We start from the raw sequence: 25931 nt of genomic DNA, 5'->3' as shown, positions 1-25931 counted from the left end.
GGACTGTTCCCGTCACGGGCAACGGCCCGCGGTACGCGGGGGCCGACGCAGGCGCCGTGGTGGCCGCAGGCCACGGCTCGCGGCCGTTCGAGGAGGCACGTCGCCGATGGCCCGTCCGACCCGCCCCGCCCCCGTTCGCCGCACGTCCGCATACGTGCTGCTCCCCCTTGTCACCCTGGCGGCGGCCCACATCGGTCCCGCCGCCACCTGGCTCCCCGCTCTGCGGCACCGCTGCTTCCCCGGCCTCGCCGGACAGGGGCGCCCCGACCACATCGCCCTGACCTTCGACGACGGCCCCGATCCCGGATCCACCCCGTACTTCCTCGAAACCCTGGACGATCTGGGCGTCCGGGCGACCTTCTTCCTGCTGGGCGAGAGCGCGGTGCGGCACCCGGCGCTCGTCCGCGAGATGGCCGAGCGCGGCCACGAGCTCGCGGTCCACGGCTGGACGCACGACCGGCCCTGGCTGCCCGCGCCCGCCCGCGACCGGTCGGAGGTCCTGCGCTCCGTGACGGCGCTGACCGATCTCACCGGCCGGCGCCCGCGCTGGTACCGGCCCCCCTTCGGGATCCTGACGTCCGGACGGTGGGCGGCCGCGCACCGGGCGGGACTGCGGACGGTGCTGTGGACCGCGTGGGGCGAGGACTGGACGGCCGACGCCACCGCCGTCTCGGTTCGGGCCCGGATCGGAGCCGACCTGCGGCCCGGCGGTACGGTCCTCCTGCACGACTCCGACCGGGTGGCCGCCGCGGGCTGCTGGCGCTCCGCCCTGGGAGCCCTGCCGGAGATCGTGCAGGGCTGCCGCGCGGCCGGGATGACGGTCGGGCCGCTCGCCGAGCACCGCCCGGTGCGGCACCGCGGCCGCCTCCGCGCCGGGACGCCGGCCGGTGGTCAGGACGGCGAAGGTCCCTGACCCGGTCGGGCGAGCACGCGCGCGAGCAGGTCGTCCCGGAACAGCGCACGTCCCGCCGCGACGCGCCGGGCCCGCTCCGGACCCGGTCCGGTCAGCCGGCCGAGCGAGTCGACCAGGCCGGTCGCGTCGGCCGCGAGGTCGCACAGTCCGAGGACGGCCATCCGCCGGACCCCCTGCTCACCGTGGCCGGGCAGCGGCCGGTAGGCGACGACGGGCACGCCGGCGGCCAGCGCCTGGACGGCGGTCTGGCCCGCCGCGTTGTCCACCATCGCGGCGCAGCCGTGCAGCAGCCGAGGCATGTCCGTCACCCAGCCGGGCGCGGCCACGCCCGGGATCGCGGCCAGCGCCCGTCGCAACCGCTCGTTGCGTCCGCTGAGCACGACCGGACGGAAACCGTGCTCGACGAGCAGCCCGGCCGTGGCCGGCAGGTCCGAGCCCACTCCCCAGGCGCCGGCCGACACCAGCACCGTGGGACGCCCGGTCCCGGGACGTCCCGCGCGTTCGCGCGGGGCGCGCGCCCCGGTTCCCGCCCCGTCGCCGAAGAAGCGCGGGTCCACCACCGGGCCGACCGTCTCCGCCGGTCCGCCGAGCCAACGGCGCACCTGACGGGCGGCGTCCTCGGAGACACACAGGTGGCGGTCGTTGCCGGGGTGCAGCCACTGCCGGTGCACGGCGAAGTCGACGATCATCACGCTGCTGGGCACCCGCAGCGCGCCGGTGGCCCGCAGTTCCCCGGTGAGCTGCGCCGCCAGGTGGAAGACCGGCACGACCAGGTCGCAACGGGACCGGCGCACGGACGTCATGAAGGCGTCGGCGGCGAGCCGGGCCAGCGGAGCGCCGTTCGGGCGACGGCCGCGTCCGGGCCGGAAGAACAGGTGGTAGAGGGCGCCGTACGCCCATGGCGCGCGCCGGACACAGGTCTCGTAGCAGCCGCGCAGGCCCGCGCCGAGGCCGCGGGGCAGCAGGGCGAGCACATCGACGACCTGTGCCTCCCGGCCGGCCGCCCGGGCCCGGTGGGCCAGTTCGGCGGCGACGCTGTCGTGCCCGGCGCCCATACTGGCGCTGACCAGAAGCAGTCGTCGGGCTCCCGGCACGGGTCCCGTCTCGTGGCGAGCGGATGCGTGGGCGGCCATGGTTCCCCGGTCGTCAGCGGCGGCGTCGCCACGGTGTGGCCGACACCGCGATGAGTGACCCGCGACGGGCGGCGCCAAACGCGCTCGGGTGGTCCCCGCCGACCTCATCGACCATGGTGGACATGGTCGTGGTTCCCGTCGCGTGGGGGACGGCTCCGTCGGTTCCGCCGTACGGCCGTTTCGAAGACCTGCGCGGCGGATACCCCGCGAAGGGACCAGCCCGCCCGGACGCAGGGGCGGTTCCGGTCTCCCACCTGTCCTCCAGCGCTGCGAGGCCGTCCATGTCCCACGCCGTCTTCCGAGCCGACACCACCGCGCCGGCCGCGTCCGGGCAGAGTCCGCTGCCGGGCAAGCGGGCGGACACCGTGCGCAGGACCGCGGCGTTCCGGGGTCCCGCCCTCGTCACGGGTGCGTCGTCCGGTATCGGCGCGGCGGTCGCCCGCCGTCTGGCGGCGGAGGGCGGCTGGCACATGGTCCTCAACGGCCGCGACGCGACCCGGCTGGAACGGGTGGCCGCGCAGGCGTCGGCCGTGGCCTTCGCCGCGGACCTCACCCGCCCGCACACCGACCGGGAGCTGTGCGACTTCGTCCTCGACCGGGTCGGCAGGCCCGAGCTGCTGGTGGCCTGTGCCGGCGTGGGCTGGGCCGGGGACTTCACGGCCATGCCGCGTTCGGCGATCGAGGAGGTCGTCGCGGTGGACCTGCTGGCCACCCTGCACGTCGTGCGGCGGCTCGCCCCGCACATGGCCGAGGCGGGCTCCGGACGCATCGTGCTGATCGGCTCCGTGGCGGGCTGCGTCGGGGTGCGCGGGGAGGCCGTGTACTCCGCGGTCAAGGCCGCACTGGGCGTCTTCGCCGACGCCCTGCGGTACGAACTGCGGACCACCGGCGTGGGGGTCAGCCATGTCATCCCCGGCGTGGTGGACACCCCGTTCTTCGCCCGCCGCGGAGTGCCCTACCTGCGCTCGTCACCCCGGCCGGTGACGCCCGAACGGGTGGCCGACGCCGTCTGGAGCAGTGTGCGACGCGGCCGGGACGAGGTGTTCGTGCCGGCCTGGCTCCGCCTGCCCGCCCGGGTGCGGGGCCTGTCCCCCGGGCTGTACCGCTCACTCGCCGCCAGATTCGGATGAGGGGCCGGTGGGAGCGCTCACGGTCGCCCTCGCCCTGCTCGCCGCGTTGTGCAACGCCTCGGCGTCGGTGCTGCAGCGGCGGGCCGCGGCGGAGGACGAGTCCGACAGCCGGCTCGACGCCCGGCAGGCCGTGCGCTGGCTGGGACGCCTGCTGCGCCGGCCGTACTGGCTCGCGGGCGCCGGGATGCTGGCGCTGGCCAGTGTGTTCCAGGGTTCGGCGCTCGCCACGGGCAGCCTGTCCGTCGTCCAGCCGCTGCTGACCAGCGAGCTGCTGTTCACCCTGGTGGTGGGCAGTGTGGTGTTCCGTCGCCGCCCGGACCGGCGGACGTGGTTCGCGTTCGTCTCCCTCGGGGCCGGGCTGGCTCTCTTCCTCGTCGCGGCCTCGCCCACGGCCGGCCGGACCACGGCGAGCGGCGGCGCCTGGCTCGTGGCCTGCGGAGTGGTGCTCGCCGTGGTGACGGCGCTGGTGCTGGCCGGCCGGCTGGCCCGCGGCGGCCCCAGGGCCGCGCTGTACGGCCTCGCGTCGGCCATGTCGTTCGCGGTGACCGCCGCGCTGATCAAGGAGGTCGTGGGGAGGTTCGGACAGGGCCCGGCGGCGGTTCTCGGGCACTGGTCGCTGTGGGCACTGGCCGTCGCGGGGCTGATCGGTTTCACCCTGCTGCAGGCGGCGTTCCGCGCCGGATCGCTGACGGCGTCCCAGCCCGCCCTCACCCTCGGTGACGCCCTCACCAGTGTCGCCCTCGGCTGGGCGCTGTTCGGGGAGCGCATCGGGCTGGGGGTGCGGCTGGTGCCCGAGATCATCGGCGTCCTGCTCATCGGCGCGGGCAGCCTCGGCCTGGCGGGCGCGCCGTCGGTCAGCGGCACCTGGGACACGGTCCCCGACGACCCGGCCGAGCCCGCCGACGGACAGCGGCGGGACGGACAGGAACGGCAGGTGCGGCGGCAGCGTCAGGAGCGGCAGAAGGGACCCCACGAGTGACGGGCCGGGCGGTGGGACGCGGGGACCGACGGCGGACCGGGCGCCCTCCTCCTCACCCCGGCCGCTCCTCCTCCCCCGAGTCCTGTCCCGGCATGGCCGGATGGCGGGCGAGCACGAAGACACCAGTGACGACGGCGGCCAGCCCCGCCACCTGCCAGGCGAGGGAGGCGCTGTCGGTGTGCAGGCGGTCGCCGAGGAACGCGATGCCGCAGGCGATGCCCACGAGCGGTTCGGCGGCCGTGAGGGCCGGCAGGGACATGCGCAGCGGTCCGGCTTCGAAGGCACTCTGCACCAGCATCAGACCGGTCACGGCCAGGGCCACCACCGCGTACGGCTCCCAGCGCAGGAGCAGGGCGACCACCCCGCGGGTCCCGGCGATGCCGGTGGACACCCGGGTCAGGGCGTCCTGCAGGCCGTAGAGCATGCCCGCCGCCGTGGCCAGCAGCGGCGGTTCCTCGAACAGCGGCAGGTGACGTGCGAAGCCGATCAGGGCGAGGGCCACTCCGATCACCAGGCCGATGACCAGCCACTGCCGGAAGACCCCCGGGGCGGCCGGACCCGGGGCGGGGCGGCCGGCCAGGGTGAACGCGGCCACTCCCCCGCCGAGCAGCAGGACCCCGGCCCAGCCGGCGGCGCCGAGCCGCTGGCCGCTCAGCCAGCGTGCCAGGACGAACGCGAAGAGCAGGTTGGTGACCAGCAGGGGCTCCACCTGGGACAGGTTGCCCCGGGCGAGCGCGACGGTGCTCAGCAGCTGTCCGGCCACCATGCATCCGATGCCGCCCAGCCAGAGGCCGCTGTGCGCGAGGTCCCACAGGAGCCGGAAGCGCAGGACGTCGGCGGCGGGTGCCCGTTCGGCGGCGTGCTGCTGGAGCACGAATCCGACACCGAGCAGACATGCGGCGGAGATGCCCAGGACATAGATCATGAGCGTTACCCGTCAAGTCCCCGTCCGCTGCCGGACCGGTGCTCGTTCCATGGAGGACGATGGCTCGCCCGTGCCGGGCTCGTCCACGACGTCCCGCCGGATCGACCATACGTGACCACCGACCGGCGCGCCCGCCCGCGACACGGGGAGACCGTCACGTCGGGTGCGCGCTCACCCGCCGGACCCTGCCCGTGCCCCGTCGCCCCGCCCTCAGGAGGAGTCCTCGGGCGGTTCTGCGTCCCGCGGCTCGGCATCGGGAGGCGGGCCGGGGCGTTCGTGGGGCGGGGTGCCGAACCGCACCTGGATCTTCTGGAAGCCCTTGAAGGCCTCGGTGGTGGCGTACGACCGGTAGGCGCGGCGGTCCGCCGGGCTCAGGTGCACCCGGTCCGTGAAGGGGGTCAGCAGACTCCGCGGCCACAGCCGCATGACGCGTACGGCGCCGGCCTCGGCCGCCAGCACGAAGATCAGCGCACCCGCGTAGAGCCAGGCGAACAGCCCGAGGACGATGCCGAACATGCCGTAGGTGGCGGTCGCGCCGCGCAGCACGTGGCTGACGTAGTACGTGCCCGCCCACTGCAGTCCCTGCCAGGCGAAGGCGGCGCCCAGCGCGACGCCGAGCAACTGGCGCGGCGGCAGGGCCCGGTGGGTCAGCAGCCGGTAACTCACGACGAGCAGCAGGGTGTTGAGGAACACGGAGCCGACCGTGGCGGCGATCCAGGTGCCGCCGCGCAGCCGCGCCCCGAACAGGAACGTCTGCGAGCCCGCCACCGAGAGCAGGGTGAACGCGCACAGCCCGAGCGCCAGGACGAGCAGGAAGAGCAGGCCCTTGAGCCGCGAGCGGAAGGGGTCCGGGCGGGCGTGCCGCGGCACCGCCCAGATCTTGTTGAGGGCGTACTGCGCGGCCTGTGCGACGCCCAGCGAGCCGTAGACGGTGCCCGCGATACCCACGGCGAGTGCGGCTCCGCTGCCGTGGAAGGAGTGGATGTTCCTCTCCAACTGGTCGCCGATGACGGGGAACTCGCGCAGCGCCGAGTCCAGGACACGCTGCCGCAGGGCCGGGTCGCCGCTGAGGAAGGTGCTCAGGACGGCGACGAGGATCAGGAGCAGCGGGAAGAGGGAGAGGAAGCCGTAGTAGGTGAGCAGGGCGGCGAGGTAGGCGGCCTGGTCGTCGTAGAACTTGTACAGGACGGCGAGCGGCAGTCCCACCCAGCGGTGACGTCTCTGGTAGCGGTCAGCACGCTCGAGAAGTCTCATGGCCCGTCATGCCCACACGGCATCTGTCCTTCCCGGAGTCCCGCCCGTTCGCTCGCGTGCCCGTCGGGTACCCACGCCGGCCGGCCCCACGCGGCCCGGATCCGGCAGCCTTGCCGGGGTGTCCGGTCCTCACCTAGCCTGAATTTGTGCCGCTGATAAACAAAACCCGATCGCACAGTGTCGTGCCGGGTAGCCCTCTCGCCCTCACCCGCCTGCGGATCGCTCTCACCGCCTTCTTCGCCATGGACGGCTTCGTCTTCGCCGGCTGGGTGGTCCGGATTCCCGACATCAAGCACCAGACCCATGCCTCGGTCGGCGCCCTGGGGCTCGCGCTGCTCGGCGTCTCGGCCGGTGCGGTGATCACCATGACGCTCACGGGCCGGCTGTGCCGCCGGTACGGGAGCGGGCCGGTGACCGTCGTCTGCGCCGTCCTGCTCTGCCTCAGTGTCGCGCTGCCCCCGCTGACCCACTCGGCAGCGGCCCTCGGCGCGGTCCTGCTCGTCTTCGGCGCCGCTTACGGCGGACTGAACGTCGCCTTCAACAGCGCCGCGGTCGACCTAGTCGCGGCCCTGCGCCGCCCGATCATGCCCACCTTCCACGCGGCGTTCAGCCTCGGCGGCATGATCGGCGCCGGGCTCGGGGGCCTGGTCGCCGCGTCCCTGAGCCCCACGCGCCATCTCCTCGCCCTCACCGTGACCGGCCTGCTGGTCACGGCGGTCGCCGGCCGGGCGCTGCTCCGTCACGACATCCCCGTCCCGCACGCCGAGGACCGGGTCGGGCCCGCCCGGGTCCGCCCGGACGGCCGGACGATCCGGACACGCCGGATGGTCCTCGTCTTCGGCCTGATCGCCCTGTGCACGGCGTACGGGGAGGGCGCGATGGCCGACTGGGGCGCCCTGCACCTGCGGCAGGACCTGGGCGCGTCCGCGGGGGTCGCCGCCGCCGGTTACACGTGTTTCGCGCTGGCCATGACGGTAGGGCGGGCGAGCGGGACGACGCTGCTGGAGCGGCTCGGACGGTCCAGGACCGTGGTGTTCGGGGGCGGTACGGCGGCGGCCGGCATGCTCGTCGGTTCCCTCGCGCCGTGGGTGTGGGCCGCCCTGCTCGGCTTCGCGATCACGGGCCTGGGGCTGGCCAACCTGTTCCCGGTGGCGGTGGAGCGGGCCGGTGCGCTGGCCGGTCCCTCGGGCGTGGCGACGGCGTCCACCCTGGGCTACGGCGGCATGCTCCTCGGCCCGCCGGCGATCGGTTTCGTGGCGGACTGGACCTCCCTGCCGACGGCCCTGACGAGCGTGGCGGTGCTGGCGGCGGTGGCGACCCTGATCGGCGCGACGTCCAGGTGAGCGGAGCCTGCGTGCGAGCGGAGCACTCCGCCTGGTAGGGCGGCTCCGGCTCCCGTACCGGGTGGACGTCGGGGTGTTGCCGTTCACGCCCGTGTCGGCAGGCGGCCCACAGCTGTGTCTCGGCAAGCGGGCCGCCGGCTGTGCGCAGTCGGTGGAATCCTGTTGCGTCGGCGTCCGCGTCGTCGTGCGGACTCACTCGTCGTACAGACACACGCGTCGTGCGGACTCACTCGTCGTGCGGACACACGCGTCGTGCAGACTCACGGCATGGAGACTGCCGAGTTCCTTGAGACCCTGGACCGGGAAGGCCGTTCGCTGGCCGCGGCCGCCGAGGCGGCGGGGCCCGACGCCAAGGTGCCGACCTGCCCGGACTGGCAGGTGCGCGACCTGCTGCGGCACACGGGTACGGTCCACCGGTGGGCCGCCGGTTTCGTCGCCGAGGCGCACCCCGACCCCCGCCCCATACCGGACCCGCCCGACCTCGACGGCACTGAGCTGATCGCCTGGTACCGAGACGGCCACCGCAGGCTCGTCGAAACCCTGGCCGACGCACCGGCCGACCTGACCTGCTGGACCTTCCACCCGGCCCCCGTCCCCTCACCGCTGGCCTTCTGGACCCGCAGGCAGGCCCACGAGACCACCGTCCACCGGTACGACGCCGAGTCCGCGCGCGGTGGCCCGGTCTCCCCCGTCGCCACCGGCTTCGCGGCCGACGGCATCGACGAACTGCTGCGCGGCTTCCACGCCCGTGCGCGCAGCCGCGTCCGCACCGAGACCCCGCGGGTGCTGCGGGTGCGCGCCGTGGACGCGCAGGCGGTGTGGACCGTACGGCTGACGGCCGGGCCCCCGGTGGCGGAGCCCGGTGAGTCCGGCCCGGCGGAGGCCGAACTGGCGGGCCCGGCGGACGAGTTGTACCTGGCGCTGTGGAACCGGGTGCCGGTGCCCCAGGTGACCGGCGACCCCGAACTGGCCCGGCTGTGGCGGACGAACTCCGGTATCTGACCGCCGGGTTCAGCCGGCCAGCAGCCGGCTGAGCACCGCGCGCTGCATGGGCAGCACCTCACCGTGCAGCGCGCGCCCCTTCCCCGTGAGCGCCACCCGCACCCCTCGCCGGTCCTCCGGGCACATGGCCCGCTCGACCAGGCCGTCCTTCTCCAGCCGGGCGACCAGCCGGGACAGCGCGCTCTGACTGAGGTGCACCCGCTCGGCGATCTCCTGGACCCGGTAACTGCAGCCGCCGTCGGCCGCGGAACCGTCGGAGAGCAGGTCGAGGACCTCGAAATCGCTGGCGCACAATCCATGGCCGTGCAGCGCGCGGTCGAGTTCGCACTGGATACGGGCGTGCAGGGCCAGGATGTCCCGCCATTGCTCCACGAGCTCCTGCTCGGGCTTCTTCGCCGACATCTCGGCACCGTAGCAGAGAACCAGAATTATTGCACCGTAATTAAATGCGCTTGCAGTCAATGCATATGCATGTAGTCTGCCGTGTCATGACCTCTCCGCTCACAGCCCCTGCCGCCGCACCTTCGGCGGTGCGCTGGACCCCCCGGCTCTGGGGCACACTGCTGGTGCTCTGCGCCGCGATGTTCCTGGACGCCCTGGACGTGTCCATGGTCGGCGTCGCGCTGCCGTCGATCGGCTCCGACCTGCACCTGTCGACCTCGACCCTGCAATGGATCGTCAGCGGCTACATCCTGGGATACGGCGGCCTGCTGCTGCTCGGCGGCCGCACCGCGGACCTGCTCGGGCGGCGCCAGGTGTTCCTCGTGGCGCTCGGCGTGTTCGCGCTCGCCTCCCTGCTCGGCGGCCTCGTCGACTCGGGCCCGCTGCTGATCGCCAGCCGCTTCATCAAGGGCCTCAGCGCGGCCTTCACCGCCCCGGCCGGCCTCTCGATCATCACGACCACCTTCCCGGAGGGCCCGCTGCGCAACCGCGCCCTCTCCATCTACACGACCTGCGCGGCCACCGGCTTCTCCATGGGCCTGGTGCTCTCCGGCCTGCTCACCGAGGCCAGCTGGCGCTTCACCATGCTGCTGCCCGCGCCCATCGCCCTGATCGCGCTGCTCGCCGGCCTGCGGCTGCTGCCGCGCAGCTCCCGCGAACGCGACCACAACGGCTACGACATCCCGGGCGCGATCCTCGGCACCGCCTCGATGCTGCTGCTGGTGTTCACCGTGGTGGAGGCCCCGCAGGCGGGCTGGGCCTCGGCCCGCACCCTGCTGTCGTTCCTCGCGGTCGCCGTCCTGCTCACCGTGTTCGTCCAGGTCGAACGCCGCTCCCCCGGCCCGCTCGTCCGCCTCGGCGTACTGCGCGCCGGCAACCAGGTCCGCGCCCAGCTCGGTGCGGTCGCCTTCTTCGGCTCGTACGTCGGCTTCCAGTTCCTGACCACCCTGTACATGCAGTCCCTGCTGGGCTGGTCCGCGCTGCACACGGCGCTGGCCTTCCTGCCGGCCGGCGCACTGGTGGCGGTCTCCTCGACCAAGGTCGGCGCGATCGTGGACCGCTTCGGCACCCCGCGGCTGATCGCGGCGGGCTTCGCCTTCATGGTCCTCGGCTACGCCCTGTTCCTGCGCATCGACCTGGACCCGGGCTACGCGGCGGTGATCCTGCCGTCGATGCTGCTGATCGGCGCGGCCTGCGCCCTGGTCTTCCCCTCGCTCAACATCCAGGCCACCAACGGCGTCGACGACCACGAGCAGGGCATGGTCTCCGGACTCCTCAACACCTCCGTCCAGGTGGGCGGTGCGATCTTCCTGGCGATCGTGACCGCCGTGGTCACCGCCGGCGCCCCCGCCCACGCCACCCCGCAGGCGGTGCTCGACAGCTACCGGCCGGGCTTCGTGGTGGTCGCCTGCGTGGCCCTCGCCGGGCTGCTGATCACACTCACGGGGCTGCGCACCAAGCGCCCGCAGGGGACCGTCGTGATCGCCAAGTCCACCGCCCCGGAGGCGGCGCGCGTGCCCGCCGCCCGCGACTGACCGGGGCTGCCCTCAAGTCGCCGCCCGGCGGAGCCTGTTGCTCCGCCGGGCGCACGGCTGTGAGACTGGCGGGATGACCAGTCACGGGGTACGACGCGGCCAGGCCGAACGGGACGCGATCACCGTCGAGATCGGATACGCCTTGTTCAGCGGGGTGTTCGCGGCAGCACTCGGCTTCGGAGCGGTGGCCGGGCCCGCCCTGCTTTTCGCACTGCCCGCCGGTGTCGAGCAGGCGCTGCGGGCCGCGGGCGCGGTGGCGGCCGTGCTGCTCTTCTCCGCACGGGTGGTGAGCGTGCTCGTGCGTTTCCGGCAGGCTGGTCAGGCCGTCCGGCCCCGCCGCGGCAGGCCCGAGGGATCGTAGGCCAGGTACATCGGTCGGGCCGGCCGTGCGGGGCCGGTGTGACCGGCGGGCCGGTGTGACCGGCGGGTCGGCGTGAGGGGCGGGTCGGTGTGATGTGAGGGGCGGGTCGGTGTGAGGGGCGGGTCGGCGAGCTGACCCGTGGGAGCAAGGGGTCCGGGGTCAGCGGCCGGGCGTCAGCTCCGCCAGCTCCGCTTCGAACAGCCGCTCCACGTCGAAGCCCATGCCCGTGAAGTGCCCGGCGAGTTCCAGCGAGAGCACCCCGTGCAGCCGGGTCCAGAAGGCCAGCGCCCTGCGCAGCACTCCCGGCGGGGCGGCGTGGCCTTCGGCCCACTGGCGGTGCTGGCTGAGATGCGCGGTGAAGCCTGCGGAGGCCGGCGACGGCGCCTCCAGCCCGGCCGCCGTACAGACGTCGAGCAGGGCAGCCATGATCTCGCGGGCGATGGCGGTGGTGTCATCGGGGGCGTGGTATCCGGGCACCGGTGTGCCGTACACGAGGAAGTACCGCTGGGGGTCCTCCAGCGCCCACCGGCGCATGGCGTGCGCGAGCCCGTCGAGGCCGGCTCCGGAGTCGGCGACGGCGCGGAAGGAGTCGGCCAGACTGCGGTACGCGTCCCGGATCAGCTCGGTGATCAGCTCGTCGCGACTGCCGAAGTAGCGGTAGAGGGCGGGGCCGCTCATGCCGAGTTCCTTGGCGATGGCGTTCAGGGACAGGCCTGAGGCGCCCGACCTGGCCATCTGCTCCCAGGCGCGCTCTTTGATGTCCGACCGCACCTGAGCCCGGTATCGCTCCCGGGGGGTCACCGCGTCTGCATCTGCGTCTGCGTTTGCACCAGGCGCCATGTCCGTCACTCTCCGTCCTCGATCCAGGGGATTCAGGGGCTCAGGGTTGTTTCAACCTATCACTTTCGGCATCCCCTCTAGCGTCCACTAAGGCCACCCCACACGCGACAGCTTGACACGCACGCAATGGGCAGTCATTTTAGTTATAGCCTATAACGCAAGCGTGAAGGGCTCACGCACCCATGTGAACACGGAGGATGTCATGGCAACCGCAGCAACCCCCGAAGCCGCCGGATCCACCCGCAGCACCCAGCTCGTCGAGGTCGTCCTGCCCGGCGCGGTGGAGCCCGAGGAGCTCCAGCTCCGCCACCGCGAGATCCCGGCTCCGGGCCCCGGCCAGATCGTCGTCCGCGTGGAGGCCACCGGCATCTCCTTCGCCGAGCAGCAGATGCGCCGCGGCCGTTACTACGACCAGCCGCCCTTCCCCTTCGTCCCCGGCTACGACCTGGTCGGCAGGGTGGAAACGGCCGGTGCGGGTGTCGCACCGGGGCTGGTCGGCGCGCGGGTGGCGGCGCTGGTCAAGGTCGGCGGCTGGGCCAGTCACGTGCTGCTCGACGCGGCCGACGCCGTGGTGGTGCCGGCCGGGGTCGGCGCGGCGGAGGCGGAGACGCTGGTCGTCAACGGCATCACCGCCTGGCAGATGCTCCACCGCAAGGCCCGCGTGCGCACCGGCGGGACGGTCCTGGTGCACGGCGCCAACGGCGGGGTCGGCACCGTACTCGTCCAGCTCGCCCGCGCGGCGGGTCTGCGGGTGATCGGGACGGCTTCGCCCCGCCACCACGACGCGCTGCGGGGCCTGGGAGTGACGCCGGTCGACTACCGCGACGAGGACGTCCCGGCCCGGGTGCGCGAACTGGCGCCCGGCGGTGTCGACGCCGTCTTCGACCACCTCGGTGGCCGTAGCGTCGTCGGCTCCTGGGGGCTCCTCGCGCCGGGCGGCACCCTCGTCTCCTACGGCACCGCCACCACCAGGGACGACACCGGCTCCAAGCAGTGGCCGGTCCTCAAGATCCTCGGTCGGGTGTGGCTGTGGAACGCGTTGCCCAACGGCCGCCACGCCTACTTCTTCAACGTCTGGGCGGGCCGCGCGTTCAGCAAGGGCCGCTTCCGGGCCCGGCTGGGCGCGGACCTCACCGAGGTCTTCCAGGCTTACCGGCGTGGCGAGGTCAGCGCACACGTCGCGGCCACGCTGCCCCTGACCAGGGCCGCCGAGGCGCTGCGGCTCGCCGAGTCGGGGACGGTCGCGGGGAAGGTGGTCCTGGTCCCGGACACCGACGACGCCCGGGACACCGGCGAGTTCCGGGACACCGGCGACGGCCCGACCGCCGACACGGTTCGGTGAACGCCGCCGGCGCGGTGACGGTGGTCGGCCTGGCGAACGCGGGCTCAGTCGCCGCCCGGGCCCGCTCCACCGTCCGCGCCCGCTCCACCGTCCGCGCCCGCTCCACCGTCCGCGGCCGCCCCGCCGTCCGCGCCCGCCCCGCCGTTCGCGAAGGCGCCCGAGTCCGCGAAGGCCAGTGCGGCGAAGCGTTCGCCGATGAGGCGGTGGGTGGCCGCGTCGGGGTGGAGTCGGTCGGGCAGCGGGAGTTCGACGCAGTCGGCCTCGCCGTAGAGGGCGCGGCCGTCGAGGTAGTGGAGGTCGGGATCGTCGGCCGCGCGTTGGGCCACGATCCGGGCCAGCTCGTCCCGGATGACGTTCAGGGTGAGCTTGCCCGCGGCCCGCTCGGCCGGGTCGCCCACGGCCGTGAAGGTGAGCCGGCCCTCGGCGAAGGCGCTCAGGTCCATGGCGGTGGGGCCGGGGGTGTCCTCGTGGATGGGGCACAGGATCGGCGAGACCACCAGCAGCGGGGTGGTGGGGTGCCCCTCGCGGATCGTGTCGAGGAAGCCGTGCACGGCGGGACCGAAGGCCCGCAGCCGCATCAGATCGGCGTTGACGACGTTGATGCCCAGTTTCAGGCTGATCAGGTCGGCCGGGGTGTCCCGGATGGCGCGGGCGGTGAACGGGTCGAGCAGGGCGCTGCCGCCCAGCCCCAGGTTCACCAGCTCCACCCCGCCGAGCGCGGCGGCGAGCGCCGGCCAGATCGCGGTGGGGCTCGCCGCGTCCGAGCCGTGGCTGATGGAACTCCCGTGGTGCAGCCAGGTTCTGCGGCCACGGTCGGGTACGGCGGCGATCGGGGCGTCGGTGCGCAGCGCGACCAGCTCGGTGGTCTCGTTGTGCGGCAGCCAGATCTCCACGTCCTTCGCCCGCCCGGGCAGGCCCGTGAAACGGAGGGTGCCGACCGGGCCGGGGCGCACCTCCGTCGTCCCGGCGGCCATGTCGACGAGCTGCACCTTGCCGCCGGTCACCACGTCCTGACCGGCCAGGGTGCCGTCGACGAGGAGGTCGTACACACCGTCCGGGCGGGGCGGGGCGCCGACGTACTGGCGTTTGGTGGGCAGGGTGTCCAGTTCCAGCGCGGTGGCGCGGGTGCGGAACACCACTCGTACGCCGGAGGGCTGGGCCTCGACCATGGCGAGCTGCGGGTCGGCGCACTGGGCGCGGGCCCGGGCCGGGAGCCGGTGGGGCAGGACGCCGTGCTCGGTGCGTTCCAGGTCGAGGGCGCCGCGCAGCAGGTCGGCGGTGATCGGGGTGGTGATCCAGGACTGGTCGTGGTCGGTGCTCATTGCCTCTGCTTGCCTGTCGGGAGGGGGCGGGTCGGTCAGGCCGGCGCGGGCCAGTTGCGCAGCAGGGCGTCCAGGGCGTCGAGGATGCGGGTCCAGGACTGCTGGCTGTCGGGGGCGCTGTGACTGAAGCCGCCGCCGAGCTCCAGGTCGACGTAGCCGTGGAAGACGCTGCCGAGCATGCGAACGGCGTGCGTCTGGTCCGGTTCGGTCAGGTCGTAGCCGCGCAGGATCGCCCGGGTCATCTGCGCGTGCCGGACACCCGCGCTGCCGGCCGCCGTCTGCGCGTCGAGGCGCAGCCGGGCCGCCGCGTAGCGGCCCGGGTGGGCGCGGGCGTAGTCGCGGTAGACGTCGGCGAACGCGCGAAGGGCGTCCTTCCCGGCCCGCCCGGCGAGCGCCTCGGCGGCCAGGTCGGCCATTTCCTCCAGCGCCAGCAGGGCGATCCTCGTCCGCAGATCCTGGGAGCTCTTGACGTGCGAGTAGAGGCTGGCGACCTTCACGTCGAACCGTCTGGCCAGCGCCGAGACGGTCACCTGGTCGAAACCGACCTCGTCGGCCAGTTCGGCTCCCGCCCGGACCAGCCGTTCCGGAGTCAGTCCCGCTCGTGCCATCACCACTCCTTCACCTCACCGCCTGAGGCGATTATGTATTTGCCTAAGACCTTTAGGCAAATTAGCGTGCGGTGTATGAGACAGCTGAGTGAGCAAGAGATCCGTGGCGCGTTCGTGAACTGCACGAAGGGCGCCGCGAAGCGCCTGAGCGTCCCGCACGACCTGGACGCGCAGCCGTGGGCCGACCTGGACTACTTCGGCTGGCGGGACCCGCAGGCACCCGACCGCGCCTACCTGGTGACCGAACTGGACGGCCGCACGCTGGCCGTGGCCCTGCGCTGCCCGGGCCCGACCTCCGGGGCGACCCGGCGCAGCATGTGCAGGATCTGCCTGACCACGCACACCGGGGGCGTCTCGCTGATGGTCGCCGCGAAGGCGGGGAAGGCCGGGCAGCAGGGCAACTCCGTGGGCGCCTACCTCTGCTCCGACCTGGCCTGTTCGCTGTACGTGCGGGGCAAGCGGGACGCGGGCGTCGGCGGGCGCATACCGGAGTCGCTCACCCTGGAGGAGAAGATCGAGCGGACCGTGGCCAATCTCGCCGCGTTCCTCGCCAAGGTGACGGCCTGAGCCGGGACACGCAAGACCGGCACCCGGAAGCGGAGGCCCGGAGCCGGGACGTCCGCTACAGGACGACCCCTACGGGTAGACCAGCCCCACCCCGTGGGCCAACTGGGCGGCCGCGTGCCGGAAGAAGCGGTCCCGCTCCTCCACGACGCCCTTGAACTGCCCGAACACCTCGAACCCCACCAACCCGAACAGCTGCGCCCAGGCCGCGGCCATGGCGACGCCCACCTCCGGCGGGAGGCCGGGCACCAGTTCGTCGGCCATCCGCCGGGCCTCGGGCGCGAGTTCGGCGGGCACGGGCGTACGGGCCAGACCGCGTCGTTCGAACGCCTCCCGCAGGATGCCGATCAGCACCAGGGCGACCCGGGCGGCGGACGGGATCGTCGTCTCCGGCGCCGAGTAGCCGGGCACCGGCGAGCCGTAGATCAGCGCGTACTCGTGCGGGTGGGCCAGCGCCCAGCGGCGTACCGCCTCGCAGACGGCGACCCAGCGCTGCGCCGGAGCGGCGTCGTGGGCAGTGGCACGCGCGGCTTCCGCTGCTTCGCCCAGGGAGTCGTAGGCGTCGATGATCAGGGCGGTGAGCAGGTCGTCGCGACTCGGGAAGTAGCGGTAGAGCGCCGAGGAGACCATGCCGAGCTCGCGCGCGACGGCCCGCAGAGACAGCTTGGCCGCACCTTCGGCCGCGAGTTGTCTGCGCGCCTCGTCCTTGATGGCCGCAGTGACTTCCATCCTGGCCCGCGCACGGGCGCCCTGGGGGGTGGTCATGAGGAGCAGTCTGCCATGACTCAGAGCAGTGCACACGTTTTGGAGCAGCGATCGCACAGTAGCGCACCGATCGCAGGGCAGAGCACCGCCCACATGACAGAGCATCGCTCATAATAGAGAGCGCCGATCACAACACAGAGCGCCGCCCTCAACCCAGTGCGCCGCTCAGAAAAGAGAGCACTGCTCTTGCCAAGGAGCACCGCTCACCCCCACACTGATGTCAAGCGAGAGCACCGCTCTCTCAATCAAGTGGGGGTCACGCCATGTCGTCGTCACAGTCACAGCCGTCGTCCGAGCCGTACTACGCCAAGGCCAACCCGATGGCCGTCCGGATGAACAGCCTCGTCGGCTGGCTCGCCCGGCACGGAATCAGCTTCGCCGGCAGTGCGGAGCTGTCCGTGCGCGGCCGCAAGAGCGGCCGGATGCAGCGCGTCCCGGTCAACCCGCACATGTATGACGGCACCCAGTACCTGGTCTCGGCGCGCGGCAACTCCCAGTGGGTGCGGAACATGCGTGTGGCCGGCGGCGGGGAGCTCCGGGTCGGCCGTAAGGTGCGCGAGTTCACCGTGGCGGAGCTTCCCGACGCCGAGAAGCTGCCGGTGCTGCGCACCTACCTGGAGAGGTGGGGCTGGGAGGTCAAGCAGTACTTTCCCGGGGTGACGGCCGGATCCTCCGACGCGGAACTCCTCGCGGCCGGTGCCGACCACCCCGTCTTCCGGATCAGCGTCACGAAGTGACCGCGTCCTCGTCGGCCGTGTGCTCCGCGGCCTGCTGGTCCTCGGACGTGGCCTTGGCCGCCGACGACGGGTCGAAGGCCGTGAGGGCGCGCTGGGCCAGCGGATGGGAGCGGACGAGTTCACCCAGGGACGTCCGGCCCTGGGTGATCTCCTTGAACGCCCGCCAGGCCGGCCGGAACCCGGTCAACGCCGCGTGGAACAGGCCGGGACGGCGCTCGAACACCGCGAGCATGCTCTTGCCGACGCTCATCTCCACGCCGAGGCCCGCCTTGATGGCGAAGGCGTAGTTCAGCGCCTGGCGGCGGGTGTCCACGGCGTCATGGGCCTCGGCGATCCGCACCGCCCACTCCCCCGCGAGCCGCCCCGAGCGCAGCGCGAAGGAGATGCCCTCGCGGGTCCACGGCTCCAGGAGCCCCGCCGCGTCGCCGCACACGAGCACGCGGCCACGGGACAGCGGGGAGTCGTCGGCGCGGCAGCGGGTCAAGTGGCCCGAGGAGATGCTCGGTTCGAAACCGGCCAAGCCGAGCCGGGCGATGAAGTCCTCCAAGTAGCGCTTGGTGGCCGCGCCTTCGCCGCGCGCCGAGATCACCCCGACGGTCAGCGTGTCGTCCTTGGGGAAGACCCAGCCGTAACTGCCCGGCATCGGGCCCCAGTCGATGAGGACCCGGCCCCGCCAGTCCTCGGCGACCGTCTCCGGCACCGGGATCTCCGCCTCCAGGCCGAGGTCCACCTGGTCGACCTTCACCCCGACGTGCGCCCCTATCCTGCTGGCGCTGCCGTCGGCGCCGACCACCGCGCGGGCCAGCAGGGTCTCGCCGCCCTGGAGGACGACGGCGACCGTGCGCCGGTCCGGTACGGCCGAGCCGTGCTGCTCGACCCGCTGCACGGCGGCCCCGGTGCGCAGTTCGGCGCCCGCCTTCTGGGCGTGCTCGACCAGTTGCTGGTCGAACTCGGGCCGGTTGATCAGCCCGAACATCATCTGCTTGGAGCGGCGGGTGCGGGTGAACCGTCCGTTGTTGGAGAAGGTGACCGCGTGCACCCGGTCCTTGAGGGGCAGCTCGAAGCCGGGCGGCAGCGCGTCGCGGGAGGGACCGATGATGCCACCGCCGCAGGTCTTGTAGCGGGGCAGTTCGGCCTTCTCCAGCAACAGCACGCGCCGTCCCGCGACCGCCGCCGCGTAGGCGGCCGACGCGCCGGCGGGTCCCGCGCCCACCACGACGACGTCCCACACCCGCTGCGCGTCGTCCGCCTGCACGTCGTCCGCCGAAGAATTCTCGCCGCTCACGATGGTCCGCTGCTCCGATCAAGCCGTAGAAGCCGTATCAAGCCGTAGAGGTCGTATCAAGCTGTATCAAGCCGTGGGCCGGGCCCGTCCGTCCCTGTCCGTGGGCCGACACCTGTCACCTGTCCCCCCGCATCCTACGGCGGAGATCGCCGCAGGCCACTGTGGGAGGATCGGTGGACACACCAGTTCAACGTCGCACCCACGAGGAGCGTGCCCATGTCGTCCAATCCGGTCGCCGAGACCGTCGCCGCCCTGTTGCCCAGGGCCAAGGCGGAGCTCGCCGAGCTGGTGGCCTTCAAGTCGGTGGCGGACTTCACCCAGTTCCCGAAGAGCGAGAGCGAGGGGGCCGCGAACTGGGTGGCCGACGCGCTGCGCGCCGAGGACTTCCGGGACGTCGCCGTACTGGACACCCCGGACGGTACCCAGTCGGTGTACGGCTACCTGCCGGGTCCGGAGGGTGCCAAAACGGTCCTGCTGTACGCGCACTACGACGTGCAGCCGCCGCTGGACGAGGCCGCCTGGACGACCCCGCCGTTCGAGCTGACCGAGCGGAACGGCCGCTGGTACGGGCGTGGTGCCGCCGACTGCAAGGGCGGCCTGATCATGCACCTGCTGGCGCTGCGGGCGCTGAAGGCGAACGGCGGTGTGCCGGTCCACGTGAAGGTGATCGCCGAGGGTTCCGAGGAGATGGGCACCGGCGGCCTGGAGCGGTACGCCGAGCAGCACCCGGAACTGCTCGCGGCGGACACGATCGTCATCGGCGACACGGGCAACTTCCGCGTCGGGCTGCCGACCGTGACCACGACCCTGCGCGGCATGACGCTGGTCCGCGTCCAGATCGACACGCTCCAGGGCAGCCTGCACTCCGGGCAGTTCGGCGGCGCCGCCCCGGACGCCCTGGCCGCGCTGATCCGCGTGCTGGACTCGCTGCGCGCCGAGGACGGTTCGACGACGGTCGACGGGCTCACGCCGGAGTCGGGCTGGGAAGGTCTGGAGTACGACGAGGAGCAGTTCCGCAAGGACGCGAAGGTGCTGGACGGTGTCGGGCTGATCGGTGACGGTTCGGTCGCGGACCGCATCTGGGCGCGTCCGGCGGTCACGGTGCTCGGCATCGACTGCCCGCCGGTCGTCGGCGCCACCCCGTCGGTGCAGGCCGGCGCCCGCGCCCTGGTCAGCCTGCGGGTGCCGCCGGGCGTGGACGCGGCGGAGGCGAGCAAGCTGCTCCAGGCGCATCTGGAGGCGCACACGCCGTGGGGCGCGCGGGTGCGGACGGAGCCGGTCGGTCAGGGCCAGCCGTTCCGGGCCGACACCGCGAGCCCGGCCTACCAGGCGATGGCCGACGCGATGAAGGTGGCCTACCCGGGCGAGACCATGCAGTACGCCGGTCAGGGCGGCTCCATCCCGCTGTGCAACACCCTCGCGAGCCTCTACCCGCAGGCGGAGATCCTGCTCATCGGCCTGAGCGAGCCGGAGGCGCAGATCCACGCGGTCGACGAGAGCGTGTCCCCCGAGGAGCTGGAACGGCTGTCGGTGGCGGAGGCGCTGTTCCTGCGCAACTACGCGGCGGGCTGAGCCGCTCTGCCCTCGGCAGTGGACCCTCGTCTCCGGACGGGGGTCCACTGCGGGGTCGCGGCCGTCGGCGGACCGGGGTTCGGCGCCGGGCGGGAGTCGGCAGCGCCCGCGGAGCCGACGAACCGGGTGCCGGCGGGCCACTGTGCGGACTTGACGGCCCGTCAGGCAGTGTCAACCGACCGGGACGCCGGCCTCCAGATAGAGCGCGGCGCCGTGCTCACGGGCCCGCAGCGCCCAGCGCAGTCGTTCGTAGCGCACCGGCGGCAGCAGTTCGGCGGCCTCCTGCTCGGTGACGAAACGCCAGTCGCGCAGTTCCGGCCCCGGCAGCACCAGCCGGCCCGCCTCGGCGGAGTCCAGTCGGCCGCCGTCGAAGAGCAGCCGCAGTCCGCCGTAGCGGGGCGGCGTGGGCCGCTCCCAGTCGATGACCAGCAGGCCGGGCGTCTCCGCCAGCCGTATCCCGGTCTCCTCCTGGACCTCGCGGACACCCGCCTGCGCGGGAGCCTCGCCGGGCTCGACCACGCCGCCGGGGAACTCCCAGCCGGGCTTGTAGGTGGGATCGACGAGGAGGACGCGGTCGTGTTCGTCGAAGAGCAGGACGCCTGCGGCCACGGTCTCGGCGGTCGGTTCGGGCGTCTGCACGATGTCGCAGACCGCGGCCTCGCCCCCGTCCACCGCCGCCGCGATCCGCACCGCCGTCTCGTACGGCGTGAGTTCGCTGGTGTCGACGAGATGGGCGTCGGCGCTGATCCAGGAGGCGAGGGCGGCGCGGTAGGGCTCGATCCGGTCGTACGACCACTGGCGGACCCGCATCTCGCCGTCGGGGAGGTCGGGCGGGATCTCCCGCCCGGCTATTCGCGCACGCAGGATCGTTTCAGCCGGGGCGACGCACACATGGCGGACAGGTATGCGGCGGGCGGCGAGGCCGCCGAAGATCTCGTCCCGGTACTCCTGGCGCAGCAACGTCATCGGAACCACCAGGGTTCCGCCCAGCTCGGCGAGCATCGCGGCCGCCGTGTCGATCACCAGCCGGCGCCAGATCGGCAGGTCCTGGAAGTCGCCGGCCTCGGCGAGGCGCTTGGCCGGCAGCAGGTGCGTCAGCGTCGCGCCGATGACCTCGGGGTCGAAGAGCGTGCTGTTCGGGATCAGTTCGATCAGTTCACGTGCGGTGGTGGTCTTCCCCGCACCGAACGCGCCGTTGACCCAGACGATCACGGACTCCCCCTCTTCTGTTCGGCCCCCTGTGGCTTGCCCGCTCCACACTGCCACGGAAACCAGTTCCCGTTGAGGGTGCGCATGACGCAGGGCCGGTGTCCCTCCGCGGAACACCGGCCCCCCTGGTCGCCCCCGCCGCGCCGGCTACTCCTGCCCCAGGAAGTCCGGGTCGACGTGGAAGCTGTCCTGGCTCACCCCGGGGTCGACGTGTTCCAGGGTGTCCGAGACGTTCAGGTCGCCGAGCGAGCCGTTGTCGGCCGAGTGGGACGGGGTGATGGCGGCCACGACGAATCCGGTGGCCAGGCTGGCGATGGCGAGCATGCTGCGCTTCTTCATGCCCGTTTCAACTGCGCGTGGCTCGAGGAGTCACGGGCGGCCCCGCGAGCGGAGCAACGAGCAGCCCCCGGAGGCGGCACGCGTCACGGGCCGAACGATCTCCACCGAACTCTTTCCAACAGAGTCGATCACGTCCTACCGTAATCGCGCAGAATGATCAGACGTCGCGCATGAATCAGGCGTCACAGAATGATCAGGCGTCACCGAGCAGCCCGGTCGGCTGGACCTGAACACCGGCCGACCGGGCTCGACGCCGCCGCCACCCGGCGCCGCGAGCGGCTCAGACCCCGGCCGCGGTCGCGTCCGGCCTGCGGGCCAGCGCGGCAGCGGCGGCACCCACCAGGCCCGCGTCCGTGCCCATCTGGGCGGGCACGACGGTCAGGCGCTGGACGAAGGAGAGCGTCGCGTAGTCGGTGAGCGCCTTGCGCAGCGGCGTGAGGAGGATGTCCCCCGCCTTGCCCACCCCTCCGCCGATGACCGCGATGTCGATCTCGACCAGGGTCGCGGTGGCCGCGATCCCCGCCGCCAGCGCCTGCGCGGCCCGCTCGAAGGACGCCACGGCGACCGGGTCGCCGGCCCGGGCGGCGGCCGCCACGGCCGCCGCCGAGGTGTCACCGTCGGGACCGGGCCGCCAGCCGCCCTCGAGCGCGCGGCGGGCGATGTTCGGGCCGCTCGCGATCCGTTCGACGCAGCCGCGTGATCCGCAGGGGCAGGGGTCGCCGTCGAGGTCGACACTGATGTGGCCGATGTGACCGGCGTTGCCGGTGGGTCCCGGGTGCAGCTTGCCGCCGAGCACCAGGCCGCCGCCGACACCCGTCGACACCACCATGCACAGGGCGTTGTCGTGGCCGCGGGCCGCGCCCTGCCAGTGTTCGGCGGCCGTGATGGCGACTCCGTCGCCGATCAGCTCGACCGGCAGCCCCCCGGTGGCCGCGCGCACCCGCTCGACGAGCGGATAGTCCCGCCAGCCCGGCACGTTGACCGGGCTCACGGTGCCGGCGGAGGCGTCCACCGGGCCCGCGCTGCCGATCCCGAGCGAGCCGGCCCGCTCCCACAAGGGTGAACCGGCGAGTTCGCCGACCACCTCCTCGACGGCCCCCATGACCGTGTCGCCGTCCTGCTGGGCGGGCGTCGCGCGCTGGGCCCGCGCCTGGATCCGTCCGTGGCCGTCCACCAGCGCGCCGGCGATCTTGGTGCCGCCGATGTCGAGGGCCGCCACGAGGTCGGTGTGCATCAGAGTCAGATCTCCCCGTCAACCATGAGTAGCCGAGTAAAGAACAGGCCGGTCAAGCGGTGGGGGCGCAGGCCGGAGATTGCGGTGGACAGTCTCCCTTGCATCTGACAACGTTGTCCAGGCTCTATGCTCGAGGCCACATCCTCATACAAACGCATGAGCTTGTGTATCCCTGATACAAACCTTGAGCCAGGACACCGACCCGTGAGCCCCGTGCTTCCCGTGGACGACAGGACAGGACGCCGTATCGTGCCCGAGACCTCCCGCCGCGCAGAACGTCTTCCCGGCTCCCGCTATGGGACCCGGCCGACGATGAAGGACGTGGCGGCGCGGGCCGGCGTGGGACTGAAGACGGTGTCCCGGGTGGTCAACGGCGAGCCCGGGGTGACCCCGGACACCGAGCGCCGGGTCCAGGAGGCGATCGACGCCCTCGGCTTCCGACGCAACGACAGCGCGCGGGTGCTGCGCAAGGGCCGTACCGCGAGCATCGGTCTCGTCCTGGAGGACCTCGCCGACCCGTTCTACGGCCCGCTGAGCCGCGCGGTGGAGGAAGTGGCCCGCGCGCACGGGGCCTTGCTCATCAACGGCTCCAGCGCCGAGGACCCGGACCGCGAGCAGGAGCTGGCCCTCGCGCTGTGCGCGCGGCGGGTGGACGGTCTGGTGGTGATCCCCGCCGGGGACGACCACCGGTACCTGGAGCCGGAGATCAGGGCGGGCGTGGCGACGGTGTTCGTGGACCGTCCGGCCGGGAAGATCGACGCCGACGTGGTGCTCTCCGACAACTACGGCGGCGCCCGGGACGGGGTCGCCCATCTGATCGCGCACGGCCACCGGCGGATCGGGTTCATCGGGGACATGCCCCGGATCCACACCGCGGCCGAGCGGCTGCGCGGTTACCGGGCCGCGATGGAGGACGCCGGGATACCCGTCGAGGAATCGTGGACCTCGCTCGGGGTGACGGATCCGGAGCGGGTGCGCCGGGCCGCCGAGGAGATGCTGTCCGGGGCCGCCCCGGTCACCGCGATCTTCGCGGGCAACAACCGGGTGACGGTCACCGTGATCCGGGTGCTGGCGGAACTGTCCCGCCCGGTCGCCCTCATCGGCTTCGACGACATCGAGCTCGCCGATCTGCTGCGTCCCGGCATCACGGTCGTGGCCCAGGACTCGGCGCTGCTCGGCCGGACCGCCGCGGAGCGGCTCTTCCGCCAGCTGGACGGCACGCTCATGGCGCCGGAGCGGATCGAGCTGCCGACCCGGTTGATCACCCGTGGCTCGGGCGAGCTGCCCCCGGCGGACTGAGCCGCGCATGACGGGCCGCACGCTCGCGGAACTCGGCCTCGACAGGGCGCCGCGCGACCATCCGCTGAGCTACCCGGGCGGCTGGCCGGCGGACTCCGGACTCCTCGACGGCGACCGGCTGTTGCCCCTGGACCGACTGGTGCACGACGACGGACGGGTGCCGGTGCTCGCGGTCGGCTCCAACGCCTGCCCCGCCCAACTCCAGCACAAGATGGCCGAGTTCGGGGTCGCCGGGCCGATTCCCATGGTGCGTGCCCGGGTGACCGGCCTCGCGGTGGGCGTCTCCGCGCACGTCAGTCGCCTCGGCTACGTCTCGGCGTCGCCCTTCCGATCCAGGGCGGCGGTGCGCGAGTTGTTCGTCGTGTGGCTGGACGGACGGCAGCTGGAGGTGATCGACGCGAGCGAGGGCGTGCCGCTGCCGGACGGCAACTTCCAACGGGCCTGGCTGCCCGCCCCGGCCGTCCGCGTCGGCCTCGCGGAGGGCGCCACGCTCCCGGGCGTCCACGCCTACGTCAACCGCCACGGCGTACTCCACGACGGCACCGGCGCTCCCCGGCATCACCCCGGCCAGCGCCCTCTCCTCACCGAACTCCTCGCCGGTTCCGCCGAGTTGCGGCAGCTGTTCGGGAGCACGCCCGAGGAGTTCTGCGCACGGGCGCGGGCCGACTCCGCGCTGTGCCGACGGGGTACCCGGCTGTTCGCCGAGCGGAACTGGACGGTCGCGTCGGGCCTGGAACGGTATGTGGACGATCAGCAGACGGGGAGTCCGGGGAGCGGCTCGTCGTTGTCGCCGCCCGCGATGTAGACGTCGCTGATGTACACACCGGTGTTGCCGCTGTCGTCGTCGGTCTCGGCCCACCAGACGTTCGTCCACCGGCCGTGCGTCGCGCGGCGGCCGAGGTCGGCCTGGCAGAAGAACGCGTGGGAGCCCGGGTGGACCTTGCCGACCACGTCGCCCGAGGTGGAGTAGGACTTGGCGGCGCTCCGTACCTCGCAGGTGTAGGTGCCGCTCCCGGTGGCCTGGCAGGCCGGGGTGACCGTGGCGGAGGGGGTGGAGGTGGCGGCCGCGGTGCCCGAACTCGCCGACGGGCCGGGGCCGGAGACGTTCGACGACGGGGCCGAGGCGGACGGGTGGGACGACGCCTTGCCGTCCTTGGGGTGGAGGGCGCCGCCGGTCGGGGCGGTGGTGGTCTCCTCGCCCTGCCCCACGGGGTCCGGATCGGCCGAGTGCCCGCTCCCGGCACCGCGGACACTCGCCGAGGCACCGGCCGGGGCCGAGAAGGGCGGGGCCGCGTCCGGCTTCACCGGGTGCCCCTCGTCGTTCAGGAGGGCGATGGTCAGTCCGAGGGTGGCGAGGACGACGACGACGGCGATCGTGGCGAGCCGTCCGGCCCGGCGGCCCGGCCGACGGTCTCCGCGGCGCCCCGGGGGCGGCGGGGCGGGTCTCGACCGGCCGTCGGGACCGGGGCGCCCCGGCGCGCGCCCTAAGCCGCGCGCGGCCTCCTGCCCGACCGCCTGCCCGTCCACCGCGGGAGCGTCGCCGGGCCACGTCTCGGCCGCCGCTTCTCCGCCCGTCTCAACGTCCCCGACAGGCACGCCGCCCGCCACCACACCGCCCGACCGCCCCTCGAGCGCCCCACCGCCGACCACCTCGGCCTCACCCGACCGCCCCTCGACCGCTGCGGCGTCGGCCCCCTCGGCCACCCCACCGCCGACCACCTCGGCCTCACCCGACCGCCCCTCGACCGCTGCGGCGTCGGCCCCCTCGGCCACCCCACCGCCGACCACCTCGGCCTCAC

26 protein-coding genes are annotated in these 25931 nt (G+C 73.2%); 13 read left to right on the top strand and 13 right to left on the bottom strand.

From position 1 onward, the window contains the following. Positions 1-106: 106 nt before the first annotated feature. Positions 107-913, top strand: coding sequence for a polysaccharide deacetylase family protein (locus AB0G52_RS21575; RefSeq protein WP_361337948.1), 807 nt, complete (start codon positions 107-109; stop codon positions 911-913). On the opposite strand, the gene AB0G52_RS21570 is transcribed toward AB0G52_RS21575, so the two are convergent. Then, complete coding sequence (locus AB0G52_RS21570) at positions 892-2046, bottom strand: galactosyldiacylglycerol synthase (RefSeq protein ID WP_361337946.1); 1155 nt, start codon at positions 2044-2046, stop codon at positions 892-894. The genes AB0G52_RS21575 and AB0G52_RS21570 overlap by 22 nt on opposite strands. Positions 2047-2327: 281 nt before the next feature. Here AB0G52_RS21570 and AB0G52_RS21565 point away from each other — a divergent pair, with 281 nt between their 5' ends. Both AB0G52_RS21565 and AB0G52_RS21560 read left to right on the top strand, forming a co-directional pair. After that, positions 2328-3176, top strand: coding sequence for an SDR family NAD(P)-dependent oxidoreductase (locus AB0G52_RS21565; protein ID WP_132887474.1), 849 nt, complete (start codon positions 2328-2330; stop codon positions 3174-3176). Between the two features lie 7 nt (positions 3177-3183). Beyond that, complete coding sequence (locus tag AB0G52_RS21560) at positions 3184-4155, top strand: DMT family transporter (protein WP_361337944.1); 972 nt, start codon at positions 3184-3186, stop codon at positions 4153-4155. Positions 4156-4207: 52 nt separating this feature from the next. Here the strand turns inward: AB0G52_RS21560 and AB0G52_RS21555 are convergent, their stop codons facing one another. Both AB0G52_RS21555 and AB0G52_RS21550 read right to left on the bottom strand, forming a co-directional pair. Next, a complete protein-coding gene (locus AB0G52_RS21555) occupies positions 4208-5080 on the bottom strand; it encodes a DMT family transporter (protein WP_361337942.1) in 873 nt (290 codons plus the stop codon). A 210-nt stretch (positions 5081-5290) separates the two neighbouring features. Further along, a complete protein-coding gene (locus tag AB0G52_RS21550; RefSeq protein ID WP_132887472.1) occupies positions 5291-6334 on the bottom strand; it encodes a YihY/virulence factor BrkB family protein in 1044 nt (347 codons plus the stop codon). Between the two features lie 182 nt (positions 6335-6516). Between AB0G52_RS21550 and AB0G52_RS21545 the strand changes: the two genes are divergently transcribed. Then, positions 6517-7677: an MFS transporter gene (locus AB0G52_RS21545; RefSeq protein ID WP_361337940.1), complete on the top strand. Its 1161-nt coding sequence runs from the start codon at positions 6517-6519 to the stop codon at positions 7675-7677. 267 nt (positions 7678-7944) lie between these two features. Beyond that, on the top strand, positions 7945-8679 hold the full coding sequence (locus AB0G52_RS21540; protein WP_361337938.1) for a maleylpyruvate isomerase family mycothiol-dependent enzyme: 735 nt from the start codon (positions 7945-7947) through the stop codon (positions 8677-8679). Positions 8680-8688: 9 nt separating this feature from the next. Here AB0G52_RS21540 and AB0G52_RS21535 read toward each other — a convergent pair whose 3' ends face one another. After that, positions 8689-9081 (bottom strand): MarR family transcriptional regulator, encoded by a 393-nt coding sequence (locus tag AB0G52_RS21535; protein WP_361337936.1) that lies wholly within the window; start codon positions 9079-9081, stop codon positions 8689-8691. Positions 9082-9167: 86 nt separating this feature from the next. Here AB0G52_RS21535 and AB0G52_RS21530 point away from each other — a divergent pair, with 86 nt between their 5' ends. Further along, positions 9168-10655, top strand: coding sequence for an MFS transporter (locus AB0G52_RS21530; RefSeq protein ID WP_361337934.1), 1488 nt, complete (start codon positions 9168-9170; stop codon positions 10653-10655). 73 nt (positions 10656-10728) lie between these two features. Continuing rightward, the gene (locus tag AB0G52_RS21525) at positions 10729-11016 is read left to right on the top strand and encodes a DUF6332 family protein (RefSeq protein ID WP_361337932.1); all 288 of its coding nucleotides are present in this window, start codon (positions 10729-10731) and stop codon (positions 11014-11016) included. A gap of 159 nt (positions 11017-11175) precedes the next feature. On the opposite strand, the gene AB0G52_RS21520 is transcribed toward AB0G52_RS21525, so the two are convergent. Further along, positions 11176-11856, bottom strand: a complete 681-nt coding sequence (locus AB0G52_RS21520; RefSeq protein WP_132887466.1) for a TetR/AcrR family transcriptional regulator — start codon at positions 11854-11856, stop codon at positions 11176-11178. Positions 11857-12058: 202 nt separating this feature from the next. On the opposite strand from AB0G52_RS21520, the gene AB0G52_RS21515 reads away from it, so the two are divergent. Next, entirely contained in the window at positions 12059-13198 is a 1140-nt protein-coding gene (locus AB0G52_RS21515) for a medium chain dehydrogenase/reductase family protein (RefSeq protein WP_361337930.1), read from the top strand. A 44-nt stretch (positions 13199-13242) separates the two neighbouring features. On the opposite strand, the gene AB0G52_RS21510 is transcribed toward AB0G52_RS21515, so the two are convergent. After that, a complete protein-coding gene (locus AB0G52_RS21510; RefSeq protein ID WP_361337928.1) occupies positions 13243-14520 on the bottom strand; it encodes an SGNH/GDSL hydrolase family protein in 1278 nt (425 codons plus the stop codon). 35 nt (positions 14521-14555) lie between these two features. Then, a complete protein-coding gene (locus AB0G52_RS21505) occupies positions 14556-15128 on the bottom strand; it encodes a WHG domain-containing protein (protein WP_361337926.1) in 573 nt (190 codons plus the stop codon). Between the two features lie 75 nt (positions 15129-15203). Between AB0G52_RS21505 and AB0G52_RS21500 the strand changes: the two genes are divergently transcribed. Then, positions 15204-15695: an FBP domain-containing protein gene (locus AB0G52_RS21500; RefSeq protein ID WP_361337924.1), complete on the top strand. Its 492-nt coding sequence runs from the start codon at positions 15204-15206 to the stop codon at positions 15693-15695. A gap of 69 nt (positions 15696-15764) precedes the next feature. Here AB0G52_RS21500 and AB0G52_RS21495 read toward each other — a convergent pair whose 3' ends face one another. Continuing rightward, positions 15765-16457, bottom strand: a complete 693-nt coding sequence (locus AB0G52_RS21495; protein WP_361337922.1) for a TetR/AcrR family transcriptional regulator — start codon at positions 16455-16457, stop codon at positions 15765-15767. A gap of 263 nt (positions 16458-16720) precedes the next feature. On the opposite strand from AB0G52_RS21495, the gene AB0G52_RS21490 reads away from it, so the two are divergent. Further along, the gene (locus AB0G52_RS21490) at positions 16721-17194 is read left to right on the top strand and encodes a nitroreductase/quinone reductase family protein (protein ID WP_361337920.1); all 474 of its coding nucleotides are present in this window, start codon (positions 16721-16723) and stop codon (positions 17192-17194) included. On the opposite strand, the gene AB0G52_RS21485 is transcribed toward AB0G52_RS21490, so the two are convergent. After that, positions 17184-18479 carry a geranylgeranyl reductase family protein gene (locus tag AB0G52_RS21485; protein WP_132887459.1) on the bottom strand — a complete coding sequence of 432 codons (1296 nt, stop codon included), beginning with the start codon at positions 18477-18479 and terminating at the stop codon, positions 17184-17186. The genes AB0G52_RS21490 and AB0G52_RS21485 overlap by 11 nt on opposite strands. 216 nt (positions 18480-18695) lie before the next feature. Here AB0G52_RS21485 and AB0G52_RS21480 point away from each other — a divergent pair, with 216 nt between their 5' ends. After that, positions 18696-20051: a dipeptidase gene (locus AB0G52_RS21480; protein ID WP_361337918.1), complete on the top strand. Its 1356-nt coding sequence runs from the start codon at positions 18696-18698 to the stop codon at positions 20049-20051. A 171-nt stretch (positions 20052-20222) separates the two neighbouring features. Here AB0G52_RS21480 and AB0G52_RS21475 read toward each other — a convergent pair whose 3' ends face one another. The 3 genes from AB0G52_RS21475 to AB0G52_RS21465 all read right to left on the bottom strand — a co-directional run bounded on the left by AB0G52_RS21475 (position 20223) and on the right by AB0G52_RS21465 (position 22833). Continuing rightward, on the bottom strand, positions 20223-21263 hold the full coding sequence (locus AB0G52_RS21475) for an NUDIX hydrolase (RefSeq protein WP_132887457.1): 1041 nt from the start codon (positions 21261-21263) through the stop codon (positions 20223-20225). Between the two features lie 144 nt (positions 21264-21407). After that, a complete protein-coding gene (locus AB0G52_RS21470; protein WP_132887456.1) occupies positions 21408-21599 on the bottom strand; it encodes a hypothetical protein in 192 nt (63 codons plus the stop codon). Between the two features lie 280 nt (positions 21600-21879). Further along, on the bottom strand, positions 21880-22833 hold the full coding sequence (locus tag AB0G52_RS21465) for an ROK family protein (protein ID WP_132887455.1): 954 nt from the start codon (positions 22831-22833) through the stop codon (positions 21880-21882). Between the two features lie 249 nt (positions 22834-23082). Here AB0G52_RS21465 and AB0G52_RS21460 point away from each other — a divergent pair, with 249 nt between their 5' ends. Further along, the gene (locus tag AB0G52_RS21460) at positions 23083-24132 is read left to right on the top strand and encodes a LacI family DNA-binding transcriptional regulator (protein WP_132887454.1); all 1050 of its coding nucleotides are present in this window, start codon (positions 23083-23085) and stop codon (positions 24130-24132) included. 7 nt (positions 24133-24139) lie between these two features. Then, entirely contained in the window at positions 24140-24937 is a 798-nt protein-coding gene (locus AB0G52_RS21455) for a hypothetical protein (protein WP_132887453.1), read from the top strand. Here AB0G52_RS21455 and AB0G52_RS21450 read toward each other — a convergent pair. Continuing rightward, a complete protein-coding gene (locus AB0G52_RS21450) occupies positions 24883-25437 on the bottom strand; it encodes a hypothetical protein (RefSeq protein WP_361337915.1) in 555 nt (184 codons plus the stop codon). The two genes, AB0G52_RS21455 and AB0G52_RS21450, sit on opposite strands and share 55 nt — an antisense overlap. Between the last annotated feature and the right edge of the window lie 494 nt (positions 25438-25931).

Origin of the sequence: Streptomyces sp. NPDC021562 (assembly GCF_040640875.1) — a bacterium.
In the GTDB taxonomy this organism is placed as follows: Bacteria; Actinomycetota; Actinomycetes; order Streptomycetales; family Streptomycetaceae; genus Streptomyces.
The sequence above is the reverse complement of the archived record's forward strand: the minus strand, read 5'-3'. Positions and strand labels throughout refer to the sequence as shown.

Excerpts from the sequence above, each read along its gene's own strand:
- AB0G52_RS21520 (WP_132887466.1), bottom strand. The coding sequence starts at position 11,856 with ATGGCGCCTGGTGCAAACGCAGACGCAGATGCAGACGCGGTGACCCCC.
- AB0G52_RS21530 (WP_361337934.1), top strand. The coding sequence starts at position 9,168 with ATGACCTCTCCGCTCACAGCCCCTGCCGCCGCACCTTCGGCGGTGCGC.
- AB0G52_RS21570 (WP_361337946.1), bottom strand. The coding sequence starts at position 2,046 with ATGGCCGCCCACGCATCCGCTCGCCACGAGACGGGACCCGTGCCGGGA.
- AB0G52_RS21565 (WP_132887474.1), top strand. The coding sequence starts at position 2,328 with ATGTCCCACGCCGTCTTCCGAGCCGACACCACCGCGCCGGCCGCGTCC.
- AB0G52_RS21525 (WP_361337932.1), top strand. The coding sequence starts at position 10,729 with ATGACCAGTCACGGGGTACGACGCGGCCAGGCCGAACGGGACGCGATC.
- AB0G52_RS21510 (WP_361337928.1), bottom strand. The coding sequence starts at position 14,520 with ATGAGCACCGACCACGACCAGTCCTGGATCACCACCCCGATCACCGCC.
- AB0G52_RS21540 (WP_361337938.1), top strand. The coding sequence starts at position 7,945 with ATGGAGACTGCCGAGTTCCTTGAGACCCTGGACCGGGAAGGCCGTTCG.
- AB0G52_RS21495 (WP_361337922.1), bottom strand. The coding sequence starts at position 16,457 with ATGACCACCCCCCAGGGCGCCCGTGCGCGGGCCAGGATGGAAGTCACT.
- AB0G52_RS21550 (WP_132887472.1), bottom strand. The coding sequence starts at position 6,334 with ATGAGACTTCTCGAGCGTGCTGACCGCTACCAGAGACGTCACCGCTGG.
- AB0G52_RS21535 (WP_361337936.1), bottom strand. The coding sequence starts at position 9,081 with ATGTCGGCGAAGAAGCCCGAGCAGGAGCTCGTGGAGCAATGGCGGGAC.
- AB0G52_RS21575 (WP_361337948.1), top strand. The coding sequence starts at position 107 with ATGGCCCGTCCGACCCGCCCCGCCCCCGTTCGCCGCACGTCCGCATAC.
- AB0G52_RS21515 (WP_361337930.1), top strand. The coding sequence starts at position 12,059 with ATGGCAACCGCAGCAACCCCCGAAGCCGCCGGATCCACCCGCAGCACC.
- AB0G52_RS21455 (WP_132887453.1), top strand. The coding sequence starts at position 24,140 with ATGACGGGCCGCACGCTCGCGGAACTCGGCCTCGACAGGGCGCCGCGC.
- AB0G52_RS21500 (WP_361337924.1), top strand. The coding sequence starts at position 15,204 with ATGAGACAGCTGAGTGAGCAAGAGATCCGTGGCGCGTTCGTGAACTGC.
- AB0G52_RS21490 (WP_361337920.1), top strand. The coding sequence starts at position 16,721 with ATGTCGTCGTCACAGTCACAGCCGTCGTCCGAGCCGTACTACGCCAAG.
- AB0G52_RS21465 (WP_132887455.1), bottom strand. The coding sequence starts at position 22,833 with ATGCACACCGACCTCGTGGCGGCCCTCGACATCGGCGGCACCAAGATC.
- AB0G52_RS21505 (WP_361337926.1), bottom strand. The coding sequence starts at position 15,128 with ATGGCACGAGCGGGACTGACTCCGGAACGGCTGGTCCGGGCGGGAGCC.
- AB0G52_RS21470 (WP_132887456.1), bottom strand. The coding sequence starts at position 21,599 with ATGAAGAAGCGCAGCATGCTCGCCATCGCCAGCCTGGCCACCGGATTC.
- AB0G52_RS21555 (WP_361337942.1), bottom strand. The coding sequence starts at position 5,080 with ATGATCTATGTCCTGGGCATCTCCGCCGCATGTCTGCTCGGTGTCGGA.
- AB0G52_RS21480 (WP_361337918.1), top strand. The coding sequence starts at position 18,696 with ATGTCGTCCAATCCGGTCGCCGAGACCGTCGCCGCCCTGTTGCCCAGG.